At 68.8% G+C, this 14673-nt stretch carries 15 protein-coding genes; 8 read left to right on the top strand and 7 right to left on the bottom strand.

From position 1 onward, the window contains the following. Positions 1 to 130 precede the first annotated feature (130 nt). The 6 genes from FZP69_RS19820 to FZP69_RS19795 all read left to right on the top strand — a co-directional run bounded on the left by FZP69_RS19820 (position 131) and on the right by FZP69_RS19795 (position 5715). Complete coding sequence (locus tag FZP69_RS19820) at positions 131 to 1369, top strand: DUF7093 family protein (protein WP_152043085.1); 1239 nt, start codon at positions 131 to 133, stop codon at positions 1367 to 1369. Between the two features lie 51 nt (positions 1370 to 1420). Continuing rightward, a complete protein-coding gene (locus FZP69_RS19815) occupies positions 1421 to 1804 on the top strand; it encodes a DUF5611 family protein (RefSeq protein ID WP_152043084.1) in 384 nt (127 codons plus the stop codon). A gap of 73 nt (positions 1805 to 1877) precedes the next feature. Further along, a complete protein-coding gene (locus FZP69_RS19810) occupies positions 1878 to 3104 on the top strand; it encodes a CaiB/BaiF CoA transferase family protein (RefSeq protein ID WP_152043083.1) in 1227 nt (408 codons plus the stop codon). Positions 3105 to 3232: 128 nt separating this feature from the next. Beyond that, positions 3233 to 3691, top strand: a complete 459-nt coding sequence (locus FZP69_RS19805; protein ID WP_152043082.1) for a universal stress protein — start codon at positions 3233 to 3235, stop codon at positions 3689 to 3691. A 126-nt stretch (positions 3692 to 3817) separates the two neighbouring features. Beyond that, complete coding sequence (locus FZP69_RS19800) at positions 3818 to 4498, top strand: TIGR00266 family protein (protein WP_152043081.1); 681 nt, start codon at positions 3818 to 3820, stop codon at positions 4496 to 4498. Between the two features lie 245 nt (positions 4499 to 4743). Further along, complete coding sequence (locus tag FZP69_RS19795; protein ID WP_152043080.1) at positions 4744 to 5715, top strand: ROK family protein; 972 nt, start codon at positions 4744 to 4746, stop codon at positions 5713 to 5715. Between the two features lie 113 nt (positions 5716 to 5828). On the opposite strand, the gene FZP69_RS19790 is transcribed toward FZP69_RS19795, so the two are convergent. Together FZP69_RS19790 and FZP69_RS23320 are read right to left on the bottom strand one after the other, a co-directional pair. Beyond that, complete coding sequence (locus FZP69_RS19790; RefSeq protein WP_152043079.1) at positions 5829 to 6911, bottom strand: geranylgeranyl reductase family protein; 1083 nt, start codon at positions 6909 to 6911, stop codon at positions 5829 to 5831. Continuing rightward, positions 6911 to 7045 carry a hypothetical protein gene (locus FZP69_RS23320; protein WP_275689382.1) on the bottom strand — a complete coding sequence of 45 codons (135 nt, stop codon included), beginning with the start codon at positions 7043 to 7045 and terminating at the stop codon, positions 6911 to 6913. Before FZP69_RS23320 ends, FZP69_RS19790 begins: the two co-directional genes overlap by 1 nt. On the opposite strand from FZP69_RS23320, the gene FZP69_RS19785 reads away from it, so the two are divergent. Further along, positions 7044 to 7853: a hypothetical protein gene (locus tag FZP69_RS19785; RefSeq protein WP_152043078.1), complete on the top strand. Its 810-nt coding sequence runs from the start codon at positions 7044 to 7046 to the stop codon at positions 7851 to 7853. The genes FZP69_RS23320 and FZP69_RS19785 overlap by 2 nt on opposite strands. A 44-nt stretch (positions 7854 to 7897) precedes the next feature. Here the strand turns inward: FZP69_RS19785 and FZP69_RS19780 are convergent, their stop codons facing one another. Together FZP69_RS19780 and FZP69_RS19775 are read right to left on the bottom strand one after the other, a co-directional pair. Then, entirely contained in the window at positions 7898 to 8989 is a 1092-nt protein-coding gene (locus tag FZP69_RS19780) for a WD40/YVTN/BNR-like repeat-containing protein (protein ID WP_152043077.1), read from the bottom strand. Between the two features lie 214 nt (positions 8990 to 9203). Beyond that, the gene (locus tag FZP69_RS19775) at positions 9204 to 9455 is read right to left on the bottom strand and encodes a hypothetical protein (protein WP_152043076.1); all 252 of its coding nucleotides are present in this window, start codon (positions 9453 to 9455) and stop codon (positions 9204 to 9206) included. An 81-nt stretch (positions 9456 to 9536) separates the two neighbouring features. Here FZP69_RS19775 and FZP69_RS19770 point away from each other — a divergent pair, with 81 nt between their 5' ends. Next, entirely contained in the window at positions 9537 to 10670 is a 1134-nt protein-coding gene (locus tag FZP69_RS19770) for a serine hydrolase domain-containing protein (protein WP_152043075.1), read from the top strand. Between the two features lie 69 nt (positions 10671 to 10739). Here FZP69_RS19770 and FZP69_RS19765 read toward each other — a convergent pair whose 3' ends face one another. From FZP69_RS19765 to FZP69_RS19755, 3 genes are all read right to left on the bottom strand, one after another. Further along, positions 10740 to 11156 (bottom strand): hypothetical protein, encoded by a 417-nt coding sequence (locus FZP69_RS19765; protein WP_152043074.1) that lies wholly within the window; start codon positions 11154 to 11156, stop codon positions 10740 to 10742. Positions 11157 to 11234: 78 nt separating this feature from the next. Further along, entirely contained in the window at positions 11235 to 14189 is a 2955-nt protein-coding gene (gene uvrA / locus FZP69_RS19760) for an excinuclease ABC subunit UvrA (protein ID WP_152043073.1), read from the bottom strand. A gap of 96 nt (positions 14190 to 14285) precedes the next feature. Next, complete coding sequence (locus FZP69_RS19755) at positions 14286 to 14639, bottom strand: cell division protein SepF (protein WP_152043072.1); 354 nt, start codon at positions 14637 to 14639, stop codon at positions 14286 to 14288. Between the last annotated feature and the right edge of the window lie 34 nt (positions 14640 to 14673).

The raw sequence follows: 14673 nt of genomic DNA, 5'->3' as shown, positions 1-14673 counted from the left end.
CGTCAGCCGAGCGTCAGACGACCGTCGAAACCGGGTCGATCGATCCGCCGATTTCGCGGTCAAACGGCGTCAGACGGCCGTCTGACGGCGGAGGTAGTTTTTTGCTGTCGACTCGGGAATGTGAGACGTAATGGGACTCAAGTGCCTGCTCGGACACGACTTCGGTCCCTCCGGGGTCGTTCGCGAGCACGAGGAGGATGGGAGCGAGATGGTGGTGACCGAACGAGAGATCCGGCTCTGTCGCCGGTGTGGCGAGGAGAAGGTCCTCTCCGAGAGTACGGAGGTCAGAGCCATCCGCCAGGAAGACGACGTGAGGATCGACCGCCGCGACGCCGACGCGGTCGCGCCGGCAGGTCGCACACAGGGGCCGGCGACGGCCCACGGTGACGAGTCGACGCCGGCGTCCACCCCACTGAACGAGACGGCCGAAGCGGTCGGCCCCGCGAGCGGGACGGAGCCGGCGACGGCCGAGGAACCGAGCGGCGAGGCGACGGCCGACGAGCCCACGGAACGCGTGACGAACGACGCCGCGGAGACCGCCGACGTGCCGGCCGACGACTCGAACACGTCGCTCCTCGACCGGGCCGAGGCGGGGTTCGACGACGACAGGGACGCGATCGACCCCTCGGAGGAGGACGCGGTCATCCTCGACGAGACCGACGAGACACCCGAACGCGGCCACGGCGAGTGGCCCGACAGCAGCGACGTCGGCTCCCCTCCCTCGGCGTCGGCAGACGGTGGCCGCGGACCCGACGACGACGTCCCCGAGCACGCGCAGAGCGACGATGCGGCCGCGTCGAACGGCTCGCACGACTCGCCCGACGCCGCCCCCACGGATGGGGACGCGGGAGACGGTGTCGACACGGACGCCGGTGGCGAGGCCGACGACGTCGAGCGCACCGTCGCCGAAACGGCCGCAGAGGAGGACGCCGAACTGCTCGACAGCGGCACGGACGAGACCGACACGCCCGACGCGGGGGAGGCGACGACCGGCGGCCACGGGACGACCGACGCCGGGGGCTCGTGGCCGGCACACGAGGGGGCGGACGAGGGATTCGCGGCAGCCAGCGCCACGGCCGGCGGGCCGGACGTCGCGTACGGGAACTCGATCGCCCCCGAGTCGACCAACGGTGAGGACCACGACGACGGCTACGAGACGTCGTACCTCGACAAGGCCGTCGAACAGCGCGACGGCGACGGGACCATCGTCAGCGCGTCCCACGACGACGTGTCGGGGCGTGCGCCGGGCGTCCAGACGGAGTACTACTGCCCGAACTGTGGCCACGCCCGCCCGCTCGACTCGTCGCTCCGCTCGGGCGACATCTGTCCCGAGTGTCAGCAGGGGTACATCGCGGAGCGCGAACGCTGAGTCACGACAGGTGACGAAACAGGTAAACCATCCCCTGTCAAACGACGGAGCATGAAGGAGTACAAGATGCGACGGGGGGAGACGCTCGAGGAGAACGCCCCCGACCTCAAGGCGACCATCGAGGAGTACTTCGGCCCCGTGACGGGCACCGAGGAGTGGAACGGGAACGAACTGTACGTGGTCGACGAGCCGGACAACCCGGTGTTCAAGCGGATCGTCGCTGGCGCGTCGACGTACAGCGGCAAGAAGGACCAGCTCGCCGTCCACTTCGAGGAGCACGAGGCCGCAGCCATCCTGGAGAAAGGCCTCGAAGACCACGCGCAGGACGCCGTCTCCGCGAAGAACGACTTCCTGCTCGAGGTGACGGGTCGCGACGCGAAGTCCCGACGCGACTCGATGAAGCGGGCTGTCGAAGACGACGCCCCGGACTACTGAGCCACGATGATCCTCGAGAGATCGCCGTACCGTTCTGGCCGACCCACGTCGCCACCGGCAGCCCCGACGGACCATGACCGGTGAGGCCCGCACTCCGTCGGGCGAGACGGGACCGCTCGACGGACTGACCGTGCTCGACGCATCGCGCGTCCTCGTCGGCCCGTTCTGTACGATGCAGCTCGGCGACCTCGGTGCCGACGTGATCAAGATCGAACGGCCGGGGACGGGCGACCAGACCCGCGGCTGGCACCCGCCGACGTACGGTGACAGCGACGAGAGCGCCTACTACGTGAGCATCAACCGCAACAAGCGCTCGATCACGCTCGATCTCACGACCGACGCCGGTCGGGCGGTGTTCCGCGACCTCGCTCGCGAGGCCGACGTCGTCGTCGAGAACTTTCGCGTGGGGAAGATGGCGGAGTGGGACCTCGACTACCCGGACCTCCGCGAGGAGAACCCCGGGCTGGTCTACTGCTCGCTCTCGGGGTACGGCGAGTGGGGGCCGCACAAGGACCGCCCCGCCTACGACATCATGATGCAGGCCGAGGGTGGCCTGATGAGCATCACCGGCGAGGCCGACGGTCCGCCGGTGCGAGTGGGGGTCGCGCTCGCCGACATCGGGGCCGGGATGTACGCGACGCAGGCGATCCTGGCCGCGCTCCTGTCGCGCGAGCTCGGCGACGGGACGGGACAGAAAGTCGACGTGAGCCTCCTCGACGGGCAGGCGGCGTGGATGAGCTACATGGCGTCGAACTACTTCGCCACGGGCGACCCCCCGGCGAGAATGGGGAGTAAACACCCCACGATCACCCCGTACCAGGCGTTCGAGACGCGGGACGACTACGTGGTCGTCGCCTGTGCCTCGGAACACATCTGGCCGCGGTTCTGCGAGGCGATCGGCCGACCCGACCTGGAGACGGACGAGCGCTTCGCCACGAACGCCGACCGCGTCGAACACCGGGCGGAACTCGACCCCATCCTCGAGGCGGAGCTGGCGGCGTACACGACCGAAGAGGTCGTCTCCCGCTGCCGCGAGCACGACGTCCCGGTCAGTCCCGTCAACGACATGGCGGCCGTCTTCTCCCACCCGCAGATCCGTGCCCGCGGGATGCGCCAGTCCGTCGACCATCCGACGGCCGGCGAGATCGAGATGCCCGGGAGTCCCATGCACTTCTCGCGGACCCCGGCGACCATCCGTCACCACCCGCCGCTTTTGGGCGAGCACACGGTCGACGTCCTCTCGGAGTACGGCTACACCGACGCCGACATCGACCGGCTCCGCGACGCGGACGCGATCTGAGACGCGGGCACTGGGTGGTCACCCCACGATCGGGCCGCCCCCGTGGTCGCCTCGTCAAAGATATTCATTCAATTTCGAGTAAACGGAATGTACAGTTAAGTGCCGGGGGAGCGAACCACGACCTGCGTATGAGTCTCGATACGATCCTGCTGGCGGTCGGTCCGAGCGACGCCGACCGGTACGAACGACTCGGCGAAGAGGCGGTCGACATCGCGGGCCCTGCCGGCGCGAAAGTCATCCTCGCCCACGTGTTCACCCAAGAGGAGTTCGAGAGGACACTGGACACGCTGGAGATCGACCCGCAGGCCGAGGAGGCGACACCGGGGAACGCCGCACGCCGGCACACGACGACTCGCGAACTCGCGAGGATGCTCGACGAGGCGGGCCTGAACTACGAGTTCCGCGGTGGCGTCGGCGAACACGGCAAGGAGATCGTCAAGATCGCCACCGACGTCGACGCCGACCTCGTCCTCGTCGGCGGTCGCAAACGGTCGCCCGCCGGCAAGGCCGTCTTCGGCAGCACCGCCCAGGAAGTGATGCTCGAATCGCCGTGTCCCGTGACGTTCGTCCGCGCGGACACGAAGTGAGAGACGGTCACCGGTCGATTCGGGCGACCTCGGTCGGCCGTTCTCCCGTGCCGTGCCGCCGCACCGAGCGTCGACTCCCTCGCCGGCGACAAGTAGATGTGTTCTCCCGCTCACACGTGCAGTCGTATGGAACACGAGATCGACTACCGACCCTCGTTCGCCCTCCTGACCGTCCACCTCGACCAGGGAGAGCAGCTGCGCGCGGAAGCCGGCGCGATGGTCTCGAAGAGTAGCGGTATCGACATCGAGACGGGTGCCAGCGGCGGCATTCTGGGCTCGCTGAAACGGAACGTGCTCGGCGGGGAGTCCTTCTTTCAGAACACGTTCACCGCGACCGAGGCGGGAGAGGTGACGCTCGCCCCCGCACTCTCCGGCGACGTCGTCCGTCACGACATCGCCGACGAGACGCTCCTCGTGCAGTCGGGGTCGTTCCTCGCGTGCGACCCCGCGATCGACCTCGATACGAAGTTCGGCGGCGGTCGGACCTTCTTCGGCGGCGAGGGGCTGTTCCTCCTGTCGCTGTCGGGGTCGGGACCGACGTTCCTGTCGAGCTACGGCGCCGTTCACGAACGGGAACTCGCCGACGGAGAGCGGTACACGGTGGACACGGGACACATCGTCGCCTTCGAAGAGAGCACGACGTTCTCGGTCAACCGGGTCGGCGGGCTGAAGTCGACGCTGTTCAGCGGCGAGGGGCTCGTCTGCGAGTTCACCGGTCCCGGGAAGGTGTGGCTCCAGACGCGGAGCTTCGACCACTTCCTGTCGTTCCTCATCCCCCAGCTGCCGAACACGAGCGGCGGGAACTGAGCGGCCGACATCTCGCGTGACGCCGGAGCGACCCGTCCCGCGTCTCGCTCGTTCGTGACCGCCGGACGTACCCTCCGTCGACCGGACCCGGTTCGTGCGTCGCCGATCCGCTGATCCGCGGCTTCGTGATTCGTACGTCGGTGTGTCGGCGAGCCAGCGAGCCGCCGATTCGCTGATTCGCCGATTCGCTGATTCGATAGCTGGAACCGGCCCGATTAAGTGCTCGGCGCGTTCCAGTGGAGACAATGACGTACTACGTTGGTGTCGACCTGGGGGCGACGAACGTCAGGGCGGTCGTTGCCGACGCGGAGGGGAGAATCATCGGGACCGCGAAGCGTGGGACACCGCGTGGACCGACGGGCATCGCCGTCACCGAGGCCGTCCTCGGGGTGACGCGAGAGGCGTGTGACGACGCCGGTATCGACCCCGAGGACGCGGTCTCGGCGGGCATCGGCTCGATCGGCCCGCTCGACCTCGCGGAGGGGGCCGTCGAGAACCCGGCGAACCTGCCCGATACGATCGACCGCATCCCGCTCACCGGTCCCCTGTCCGTGCTGCTCGACACCGATCGCGTCTACCTCCACAACGACACCAACGCCGGCGTCATCGGCGAACGCTTCCACTCCGAGCGCAACCCCGACGACGTCGTCTACATCACGGTCTCGACCGGCATCGGTGCCGGGGTCTGTATCGACGGACACGTCGTCTCGGGCTGGGACGGTAACGCCGGCGAGGTCGGCCACATGACCGTCGACCCGCACGGCTTCATGACCTGCGGCTGTGGCCACGACGGCCACTGGGAGGCGTACTGCTCGGGCAAGAACATCCCCCGCTACGCGTACGAACTGTACGAGGAGGATCCGACGGTCGACACCGACCTCCCCGTCGACGACCCCGACTTCTCCGCCGTCGACGTCTTCCAGCACGCCGGCGACGACGAGTTCGCCGACTACGTCATCGACCAGCTCTGTCACTGGAACGCGATGGGCGTCGCCAACGTCATCCACGCGTACGCCCCAATCGTCGTCTACATCGGCGGCGCCGTCGCGCTGCGGAACCCGACCCAGGTGGTCGACCCGATCCGCGAGCGCATCGAGGAGATGGTGATGGTGAACATCCCCGACATCCAGCTCACGTCGCTCGGCGACGACGTCGTGGTGAAGGGGGCGGTCGCGAGCGCGATGACCGGCGGGACCGGCGATCGGGCTCGCCTGTAGGGCGAGCCGCTTCGACGGGCGCGTCGGAGGAGGCACGGGCGACCGCGCGCGGCTGTAGGGCTGGCAGACCCGGCGCTCTGCTCGCGGTCGGAACTGACGACCTCCGGGATCGCCTACCGACTGACGAGCTTCCTCAGCCCCTCCCGCGAGAAGAGCGTCGTCGGGCGGTCCATGTGGACGCCGATCTCCCCCGAGAGCGCCCGGAGCCCCAGTTTCTGGACCGGCTCGGGCAGTGAGTAACACCGCCGGACCCAGTGGCCGAGCCTGATCTCCCGCGAGAGGTCCGCGCGCCACGCCGCCTCGTAGTCCGCCAGCGTGTCGGGCGCGTCGGGGTCGATCGTCCGCACCGCGTGGTCCGCCGCGGACATGCCGTAGAGGATACCGCCACCGGTGAACGGTTTGGTCTGGGCGGCGGCGTCGCCGACGAGGAAGACGCGGTCGGTCGTCACCCGCTCCGGCGGCCCGATGGGGATGCCGCCCGAGCAGAAGTGGTCGGTGTCGACGTCGTACTCGTCGGTGAGTACCTCGAACATCTCGTTCACCGACGCGCCCGGCGGGGCGGCGAGGCCATACTCGACGCCGGCCTCTCCACGCGGAATGCGCCACGCGAAGAACCGCGGGACGGTCAGGTGAACGTCGACGTGATCGCCGTGGTCCACCTCGTCGGAGAAGGCGAGGACGCCGTGGAGCGTCTCAGCGGGTTCGGGCAGGTCGAGCGTGCGCCGCACCCGCGAGACGGGGCCGTCACAGCCGGCGACCATCTTCGCCTCCTCCGCCCACGTCTCGCCGCCGTGTTTGACCGTCACGACGACCCGGTCGGCGCGTTCGTCGACGCCCGTCACCGTGTGATTCTCGCGGACGTCCGCCCCCGCCTCGCGCGCGAGCTCGGCGAGCGTCCGGTCGAGCCCGACCCGGTCGATGACGTTCGAGATCTCCTCGTGCTTGTAGAACCGGTGTGCGTTCGTTCCGGGGCCACCGACGTGGAAGTTCGCCCCGTAGATGCGGTTCTGGAACAGCTCCGCCTTGGCCGCGGATGGCAGGTACTCCCAGAGGTCCGTCGAGACGTGACCGGAACACGCCAGCGGCGTCCCGACCTCCCCCTTCTCCAGCGCGAGGACGTCGTAGCCGGCCTCGGCGGCCCGCCGGGCGACGCGGGCACCTGCGGGGCCGACCCCCACCACGACGAAGTCGTACATCACTCCCCGGTAACGGGAGCGCGAGTAAATATCTTCTCGAAGCCGTCGACCCGTCCCGACGCGACGGTCGTCCCCGTTCGCTGCGGCCGTCCGGCCCGAACGGCTTTGACCGTGTCGACCCAGGCGTTCCCCATGGTCCCCTTCCTCCCCCTCCCACGGCCCCCGTCGTCGACCCACGTGGACCGACGACTCGTCGGCGCGGCCCTCCTCGCACCGCTCGCCTACACGGCGTACCTCGCTCCGTTCGGCATCACGGGACTCGGCGGCGACGTCCTCCCGACGGCTGTCGTCGCGCTCTGTCTCCTCTACCTCCTGCCCCTCGCGGCGCTCGGCGCCGGGGTCGTGGTCGGCGTCGGTCGTCGACTCCACGTCACCCTGGTCGTCGCCGGCTGTAGCCTCCTCGTCCTCCCGGCGGTCGTCCCGTCGGGGCTCCACTCGCTCTCCCGCGTGGGCGTCGCCGTGTCGATGCTCGTCGTCGGCTGTGGTGTCCTCGGTGTGGTCGAACACGCGCTCCGAACCCCGCAGCAGGTGCGCGAGCGACTCGGGACCGCCGCGCTCGCCACGGCCGGCGTCGTCGGCGCTGCTCACGCCGCACTCGTGCTCTGGGTCGTGAGCGGGGAGTACGCGGCCGTCGTCGACTCGCTCGGCCTCTGGCTCGGCTGGGGTGCGGTCGGGATGCTCGCCCTCGGCGCCGTGCCGACGCTTCTGCTGCTCCGGCACAGTCTCGTCACACCCGGCCTCGTGGTCGTCGTTCTCACCGCGAACGCGGTTCGAACGGATCTCTTCGCCGCGCCGGTCGACAGTCTCACGCCGCTCTACCTCGTCGGCTGGTTCCTCGTGCTGCCCGCGGTCGTCGCCCTCGGTGCCGTCGAGTACGTCGTGCGGCGGCGGCTCGGCGTCGTTCCTCCGCGGGCGCTCGTCGGCGACGACGGTGAGGGCTGACGCGCCGCTCGCAGATGCGCTCGTGAACGGACGCTCGCGAGTCGTCAGACGACGGCGACTCCCGCCGCGGTCGCGGCGTCGGGGACGTCGAGCGGGAGCCGTTCCCAGGACTCTCCTCCTGACGAGTGAAACAGCCCCGCGTTCGACAGCGCGTAGAACCCCTCGTCGCCGACGCCGAGCACGTACCGGGTGACGCCCGCGCCCGTCGGGAGTCCCTCGACTCGCTCCCACGGCCGGTCATCCCGTCGTCGGTAGACGTCGCTGTCCGCGGAGCCGACGCGATGGGCCGTCATCGCGCCCTTGGCGGCCGACAGCAGTCGGTGCGTGGGGTCGGCGGGGTCGACGACGACGCTCCAGCAGTAGCGGTGGGCGAGCCCCTCCTGTGGGTAATGCCACGTCTCCCCTCCGTCGTGGCTCTCGGCGTAGCCGTCGCCGGCCGCGCAGTAGGCCCGTCCGGGCGCGTCGGGGTGGGTCGCCATCGAGTGGGTGTCGCGCCGTGACTCCGCGACGTGGTCCTCCCACGTCTCGCCCGCGTCGTGGCTCTGGACGAGCGCGCCGGCCTCGACCGCGACGTACAGGTGGTCGGGGTCGTGCGGGTCGACCTCGATCCACCGGACGTGGTGGGTGTGGGGCCGCGGCGGGAACGCCCACGACGACGCCGACGGGAGGTCGATCAGCCCCTCGCGTTCGGTCCACGTCTCCCCATCGTGTGAGCGGTAGACCCGGCTCGGTTCCGTCCCGGCCCACCACTCGACTCGCTCGTCGGTCGCGTCTTCCGCGCGCGCGTCGCGCTCGGCGTCGTGACTGCCGTCGCGGCGGTCGAATCCGGTGTCGCCGGCGACGACCGACGCGGTGACGCTCGTCACGCGCTCGTGGTCGATGCCGGCGACGCGGTGCCACGTCCGCCCGGCGTCCGCCGAGCGGAACAGACCGTGGTCGGCGGTCCCACAGCAGACCACGTCGGGGGCGAGCGGCGAGGCGGCGACGCACTGGATCGACGCGTCCGGACGGGGCGCTGCCGTCCGACGACACTCGGCTCCGGCGATCCGTTCGACCTCCCCGTCGGCGTCGACCGTCTCCCCTTCGACGTCGACGACGGCGACGCGTCCACCGAACGCGGCGTACAGTCGGTCCATGAGGCGGATAGACTGCCGAGACTGAAAGCGTCGGTGGTGCGTGTTCACCCGTGACAGTCGGGACGTGTCGCGGTGATCGAGGGAACCGATACGGCGGTCGAGGGGGTCGACGCACCGATCGGCGTGGCCGACACGACAGCCGAGCTTGCCGACGCGACAGTCGTAGCGGACGGCTCGTGGTCGTCGCGGACGGCGTGGCGGTCGCGTCGGTGCGTCAGTCCGTCGAATCGCGTGTCGGCCGGTCGTCTCCCGAGACGACGAGGAGGTCCGCGAGGAGCCGCAGACCCGCGACGGTCGCGACGAGACCGCCGACGATGCCGACGACGGCGTACAGGGTCCCGTCGACACCGTTCGTGACGCTGTAGCCGACGTCGGCGAGCGCGATCACGCCGAATCCGAGCGCGAGCGCCACGACTCGGAGCCAGCGACGGACCGATTCGAGGAGCGCGTCGGTGTCGGTGTGCATCGTCGATACGTCCCGTCGGGGAACAGTTCAGGGTGCTGGTTCGCCCCAACGCATTTCACCCGCTCCTCGGTCTCACTCACTATGTCGTCCGGCCCCTTCGACGCGACCGGCCCCGACCGCATCCGCCAGCTGTTCGACGCCCACCTCGACGCCGGCCTCCACCACGGCGCACAGCTGGCGGTGTACGACGGCGACGAACTCGTCCTCGACCTCGCTGGCGGCGTCACCGGCTCCGACGGTGCGGAGACGACCCCACACCAGCGCCACCTCCTGTTCTCGTGTACGAAGCCCTACGCCGGCGTGTGTCTCCACCACCTCCGCGACCGGGGACTGGTCGACTACGACGACCCCGTCGTCGACCACTGGCCCGCGTTCGACCGCGGCGACGATCGGAAGGCAGAGGTGACGGTCGGGCACGTCCTCTCCCATCGGGCCGGTCTGCCGACGACCGGCTTCGAGGCGCGTCCCGACGAGTGGGCCGACTGGGACGCGGCCGTGACGGCAATGGAGGACGCGACCCTCTCGTTCGCGCCGGGCGAGACGGCGGCGTACCACGCGCTCTCGTACGGCTTTCTGGTGGGGGAGCTCGTCCGGCGGCTATCGGGTACCCCGATCGACACGTACGCCCACGAGCACGTCTTCGAGCCGCTGGGCATGACCGAGACGACGATCGGCCTCCCCGACGGCGTCTCTGCCGACGCGGTGGCGACGCTCGTCGGCTTCGAGCCGTACGACTCCTGTCGCGCGTCGGGGGCCGGTCTCGACACGGGGACGAAAGACGCCGCCGCGCTGTTCAACCGGGAGTCGATCCAGCGGGCCGTGGTCCCCGCCTCGACGGGGATCGGCACCGCCCGCGACATGGCGCGTTTTTACGCCTGTCTCGTCAACGGCGGCGAATTCGACGGTGTCCGGGTGCTGAGCGAGGAGACCGTCGCCGCGGCGACCTCCCCTCAGATCGCGGTCGACCACGACGCGACCCTCGGGGTACCCCGGCGCTACGCCCTCGGGTTCGAGTGTGCCGGGTCCGTGTGGGACAAGTACGGCACGCTCTCTCCCCGCTCGACGTTCGGTCACGGTGGACTCGGAAGTATCGTCGGCTGGGGCGATCCCGACGGGCTGGCGATGGCCTACGTCACGAACGGCGTCCGTGACGAGTTCGAACACGGCACCCGGGCGAGCACGATGGCCGACGCCGTGCGAACCGTGTTCGGCTGACGGCCACGGCAGCGGCTTCCCTCGAAGCGGGGGGAGACCGCTCCGTGCGACCGACCGAGCACCACACGCTCAGTCGTCGGCAGGCGTGACGCCCCGTGTCGAACTCCCGCCGCCGAGGTCGGTCGTCGCCGCCTGCCACGCCATGACGAGCATCGCGACGATGAGACACACCCCCCACACGAAGACGGTGGGCAGAAGAACCGTGACACCGAGGCCGGCCCCGACCCACACGCTCACTGGGAGGAGCCACTGGCCGACGACGAACAGGCCCGTCACGGCCGACCGCAGCGTCCCGGTCAGCGCGAACGCGTCGACGGCGAACCCCATCACGATCGCGAGGATCGACAGCACTCCGAGGTGTGCGTGTCCACCGACCATCCACCCCGGCGCGCCACCCCCACCGGCGACGAGCGAGTGCTGGTAGATGCCGACGACCATCATCACCGTCAGCCCGAGGAATCCGGACGTTTTGAGTGCTCGTGTCATGTGATACCATTCATCTCCTATTGACATATATTTAATCACTCTCTTCGCGCCCCACCGCCGACACGAGGAGCCGACGGCTCAGTCGTCGTCGCTCGCGGCCTTCGCCTGCACCTCGCGCCGATCGGACCGCGGTCCCTCGCGGTCGATCGCCGGGAGGAGGTCGCGGAGGTAGCGCCCGGTGTGTGACGCCTCGACCCGCGCCACCGCCTCGGGCGTCCCCTGGGCGACGATCTCGCCGCCGTGCTCGCCGCCCTCGGGACCGAGGTCGACGATACGGTCGGCGTTCTTCACGAGGTCGAGTTCGTGCTCGATCACCACGACCGTGTTGCCGTTGTCGACGAGCCTGTGCAGCACCTCGATGAGCTTCCGTTCGTCCTCCTTGTGGAGGCCCGTAGTGGGTTCGTCCAGCAGGTAGAGGGTGTTGCCCGAGTCTTTCTTTCCCAGCTCTTCGGCGAGCTTCACCCGCTGGGCCTCCCCGCCCGACAGCGTCGTGGAGGGCTGGCCCAGCCGCATGTACCCCAGCCCGACGTCCTTCAGGAGCTTCAACCGGCGACGGATCTGCGAGTTGGCCTCGAAGAAGTCGTACGCCTCGTCGACTTCCATCTGGAGCACGTCGGCGATCGTCTTCCCCTTGTACGTCACGTCGAGCGTCTCGTCGTTGTAGCGGGCGCCGTCGCAGTCCTCACACGGGACGTACACGTCCGAGAGGAAGTTCATCTCGATTTTTACTGTTCCCTGCCCCCCACAGGCCTCGCATCTCCCCCCCTTGACGTTGAACGAGAACCGGCCCTTCTTGTAGCCGCGCTGCTTGGCGAGTTTGGTCTCGGCGAACAGTTCGCGGACGTAGTCGAAGACGCCCGTATACGTCGCGGGGTTGGATCTGGGAGTCCGGCCGATGGGCGACTGGTCGATCAGTCTGACGGTTTCGATCTCCTCGACGCCCTCGATGGCGTCGTGTTCGCCGGGATCGACCGAGGTGTTGTCGTTCATCCGGCGGGCGAGCCCCTTGTAGAGGATGTCGTGGATCAGCGTGGACTTGCCCGACCCCGACACGCCCGTGACGGCGGTAAAGGTCCCCAGGGGCAGGTCGACGTCGACGTCCTTGAGGTTGTGCTGGCGGGCACCTTTGACCGTGAGCACGCCGGCGGACTCGCGGCGTTCGTCGGGCACTGGAATCTGCTTGCGGCCAGAGAGGTAGTCCGCAGTCACGGAGTTCTCGGCGGCGCAGATCTCGTCGAAGTCGCCCTGGACGACCACCTCGCCCCCGCGCTTGCCCGGTCCGGGACCCATGTCGACGACGTTGTCCGCGCGGCGCATCGTTTCCTCGTCGTGTTCGACGACGATCAGCGTGTTCCCGAGGTCGCGAAGCCCCTCGAGCGTGTCGAGCAGTCGGTCGTTGTCGCGCTGGTGCAGGCCGATCGAGGGTTCGTCGAGCACGTACAACACCCCGACCAGCCCCGAGCCGACCTGCGTCGCCAGCCGGATGCGCTGGCTCTCTCCGCCCGACAGAGTGGAGGCCTCGCGGTCGAGGGTGAGGTATTCGAGGCCGACCTCGCACATGAAGCCGAGCCGCGCGCGGATCTCCTTGAGGATCTCCTCGGCGATGGTGCGCTCGCGCTCGCCCATCTCCGCTTCGAGCCCCTCGAAGTGGTCGAGCGCGTCGCCGATGCTCATCCGGTTGACCTCGGTGATCGCGGTGTCCTGCACCAGCACCGACCGCGACTGCGGCTTCAGCCGCGTGCCGTCGCAGGCGGGACACGTGGTGACGGCCATGTACTTCTCGATGTGGTCGCGCGTCGACTCCGAGTCGGTCTCGACGTGGCGGCGTTCGAGGTTGGGGATGACGCCCTCGAACCGCTTGGTCTTGCGGCGGGTGCCGTTCTTCGTCTGTCGCTCGAAGACGACCTCGCGGTCGGTGCCGTAGAGGAACTGTCGCTGGACCTCGGGGTCGAGCTCCTCGAACGGCGTCGACACCGAGACGTCGAAGTGTCTGGCGACGGAGTCGAGTCTGGTCCGGTAGTACGACCGGTTGTAGCTCCACGGCTCGAAGACGTGTTTGATCGGCTGGGAGGCGTCCTGTACGACGAGATCCTCGTCGACCTCCTTCGTGTTGCCGATCCCCTCACACTCGGGGCACGCCCCGTGGGGGGAGTTGAAAGAGAACGAGCGCGTCTCGATCTCCGAGAAGTCGATGCCGCAGTGTGTGCAGGCGAGCGACTCGGAGAACTCCACCACGAGTCGCGCGTCGCCGTCGCCCGCGAGATCGCCCGTCGAGCGGCTCTCGACGCCGAGGTGGACGCCCTCGGGCGGGTCGGGGAGGATCACTTTCAGGACGCCGCCGGCCTCCTCGAGCGCCGTCTCGACCGAGTCCGTGATGCGCGAGCGCGCCTCGGGCGAAATCTTCACCCGGTCGACCACCACGTCGACCGTGTGGTCGTAGTTCTCGTCGAGGTCGGGCTTGTCGTACGCGAGGTCGTACTCCTCGCCGTCGACCTCCACGCGGGAGTAGCCCTCGGCGACGAGGTCGTCGAAGAGCTCCTTGAACGCGCCCTTCTGGTCGCGGACGACGGGCGCGCAGAGTTTCGCTCTCGTCCCCTCGGGGAGCGACAGCACCCGCGACACCATGTTCGACGCGGACTGTTCGCCGACCTCTCGCCCGCACTCGGGACAGTGTGGCGTGCCGACGCGGGCGTAGAGGAGTCGGAGGTAGTCGTGGAGTTCGGTGACCGTTCCGACGGTCGACCGGGGGTTGTTCGCCGCGTTCTTCTGGTCGATGGAGATCGCGGGGGAGAGTCCCTCCACGGATTCGACCTGCGGCTTGTCCATCTGCCCGAGGAAGTTGCGGGCGTACGCCGACAGCGACTCGATGTACCGGCGCTGTCCCTCGGCGTAGATCGTCTCGAACGCGAGCGACGACTTGCCCGACCCCGACAGACCCGTCACGACGGTGAACTGTTCGCGTGGGATCCGGACGTCGAGGTCTTTCAGGTTGTGTTCCTCTGCACCTCGAACCTCGATGAAGTCCTTGCTCATCTGAACCGTCGTAAGGAACGGGCGGGGGAATACCCATCGGTTGCGGTGGGTATCGACACGGTGGCGGAGAAGAGTGGCCTCAGTTCCGGGGCCAGCTCAGAGCTTGCGGCGGGAGATCCCGCAGCCCTGCGGGACGATGATGATCTGGTCGTCGCCCTTCTGGACGATGTCGCCGTCCACCTCGCGCGCGACCTGCTGGAGGTCGTCGATGATGTGCTCCATCGTGCTGTCGTTGATGCGGAGACGGGTGACGTCGGCGATGACGATGTCGCCGTCGTAGACCGCGTCCTTGATGGCGATGACGTCCTGCTGCCCGCCGATCTCGGCGATGTGGACCTGGGTGCTGGCCTCGCCGCCGCGGGCGGTGTCGAAGTCGTCGAGGTCGAGCGTGACGTAGTCGTCTGTGCTGTGGGTTTGCCCCCCACTCAGCAACTTGTTCATGATGCCCATGGACAGTACAGCGGTGTCCGGGGGCTTAGTTCTA

Origin of the sequence: Salinigranum salinum, from assembly GCF_009176545.1 — an archaeon.
GTDB classification, from domain to species: Archaea; Halobacteriota; Halobacteria; order Halobacteriales; family Haloferacaceae; genus Salinigranum; species Salinigranum salinum.
The sequence above is the reverse complement of the archived record's forward strand: the minus strand, read 5'-3'. Positions and strand labels throughout refer to the sequence as shown.

Coding starts and splice junctions, on each gene's coding strand:
- FZP69_RS23320 (WP_275689382.1), bottom strand. CDS start 7,045: ATGGGGAACGCCTGGGTCGACACGGTCAAAGCCGTTCGGGCCGGACGG.
- FZP69_RS19795 (WP_152043080.1), top strand. CDS start 4,744: ATGACGTACTACGTTGGTGTCGACCTGGGGGCGACGAACGTCAGGGCG.
- FZP69_RS19790 (WP_152043079.1), bottom strand. CDS start 6,911: ATGTACGACTTCGTCGTGGTGGGGGTCGGCCCCGCAGGTGCCCGCGTC.
- FZP69_RS19765 (WP_152043074.1), bottom strand. CDS start 11,156: ATGACACGAGCACTCAAAACGTCCGGATTCCTCGGGCTGACGGTGATG.
- FZP69_RS19770 (WP_152043075.1), top strand. CDS start 9,537: ATGTCGTCCGGCCCCTTCGACGCGACCGGCCCCGACCGCATCCGCCAG.
- uvrA (WP_152043073.1), bottom strand. CDS start 14,189: ATGAGCAAGGACTTCATCGAGGTTCGAGGTGCAGAGGAACACAACCTG.
- FZP69_RS19775 (WP_152043076.1), bottom strand. CDS start 9,455: ATGCACACCGACACCGACGCGCTCCTCGAATCGGTCCGTCGCTGGCTC.
- FZP69_RS19785 (WP_152043078.1), top strand. CDS start 7,044: ATGGTCCCCTTCCTCCCCCTCCCACGGCCCCCGTCGTCGACCCACGTG.
- FZP69_RS19755 (WP_152043072.1), bottom strand. CDS start 14,639: ATGGGCATCATGAACAAGTTGCTGAGTGGGGGGCAAACCCACAGCACA.
- FZP69_RS19780 (WP_152043077.1), bottom strand. CDS start 8,989: ATGGACCGACTGTACGCCGCGTTCGGTGGACGCGTCGCCGTCGTCGAC.
- FZP69_RS19820 (WP_152043085.1), top strand. CDS start 131: ATGGGACTCAAGTGCCTGCTCGGACACGACTTCGGTCCCTCCGGGGTC.
- FZP69_RS19805 (WP_152043082.1), top strand. CDS start 3,233: ATGAGTCTCGATACGATCCTGCTGGCGGTCGGTCCGAGCGACGCCGAC.
- FZP69_RS19815 (WP_152043084.1), top strand. CDS start 1,421: ATGAAGGAGTACAAGATGCGACGGGGGGAGACGCTCGAGGAGAACGCC.
- FZP69_RS19810 (WP_152043083.1), top strand. CDS start 1,878: ATGACCGGTGAGGCCCGCACTCCGTCGGGCGAGACGGGACCGCTCGAC.
- FZP69_RS19800 (WP_152043081.1), top strand. CDS start 3,818: ATGGAACACGAGATCGACTACCGACCCTCGTTCGCCCTCCTGACCGTC.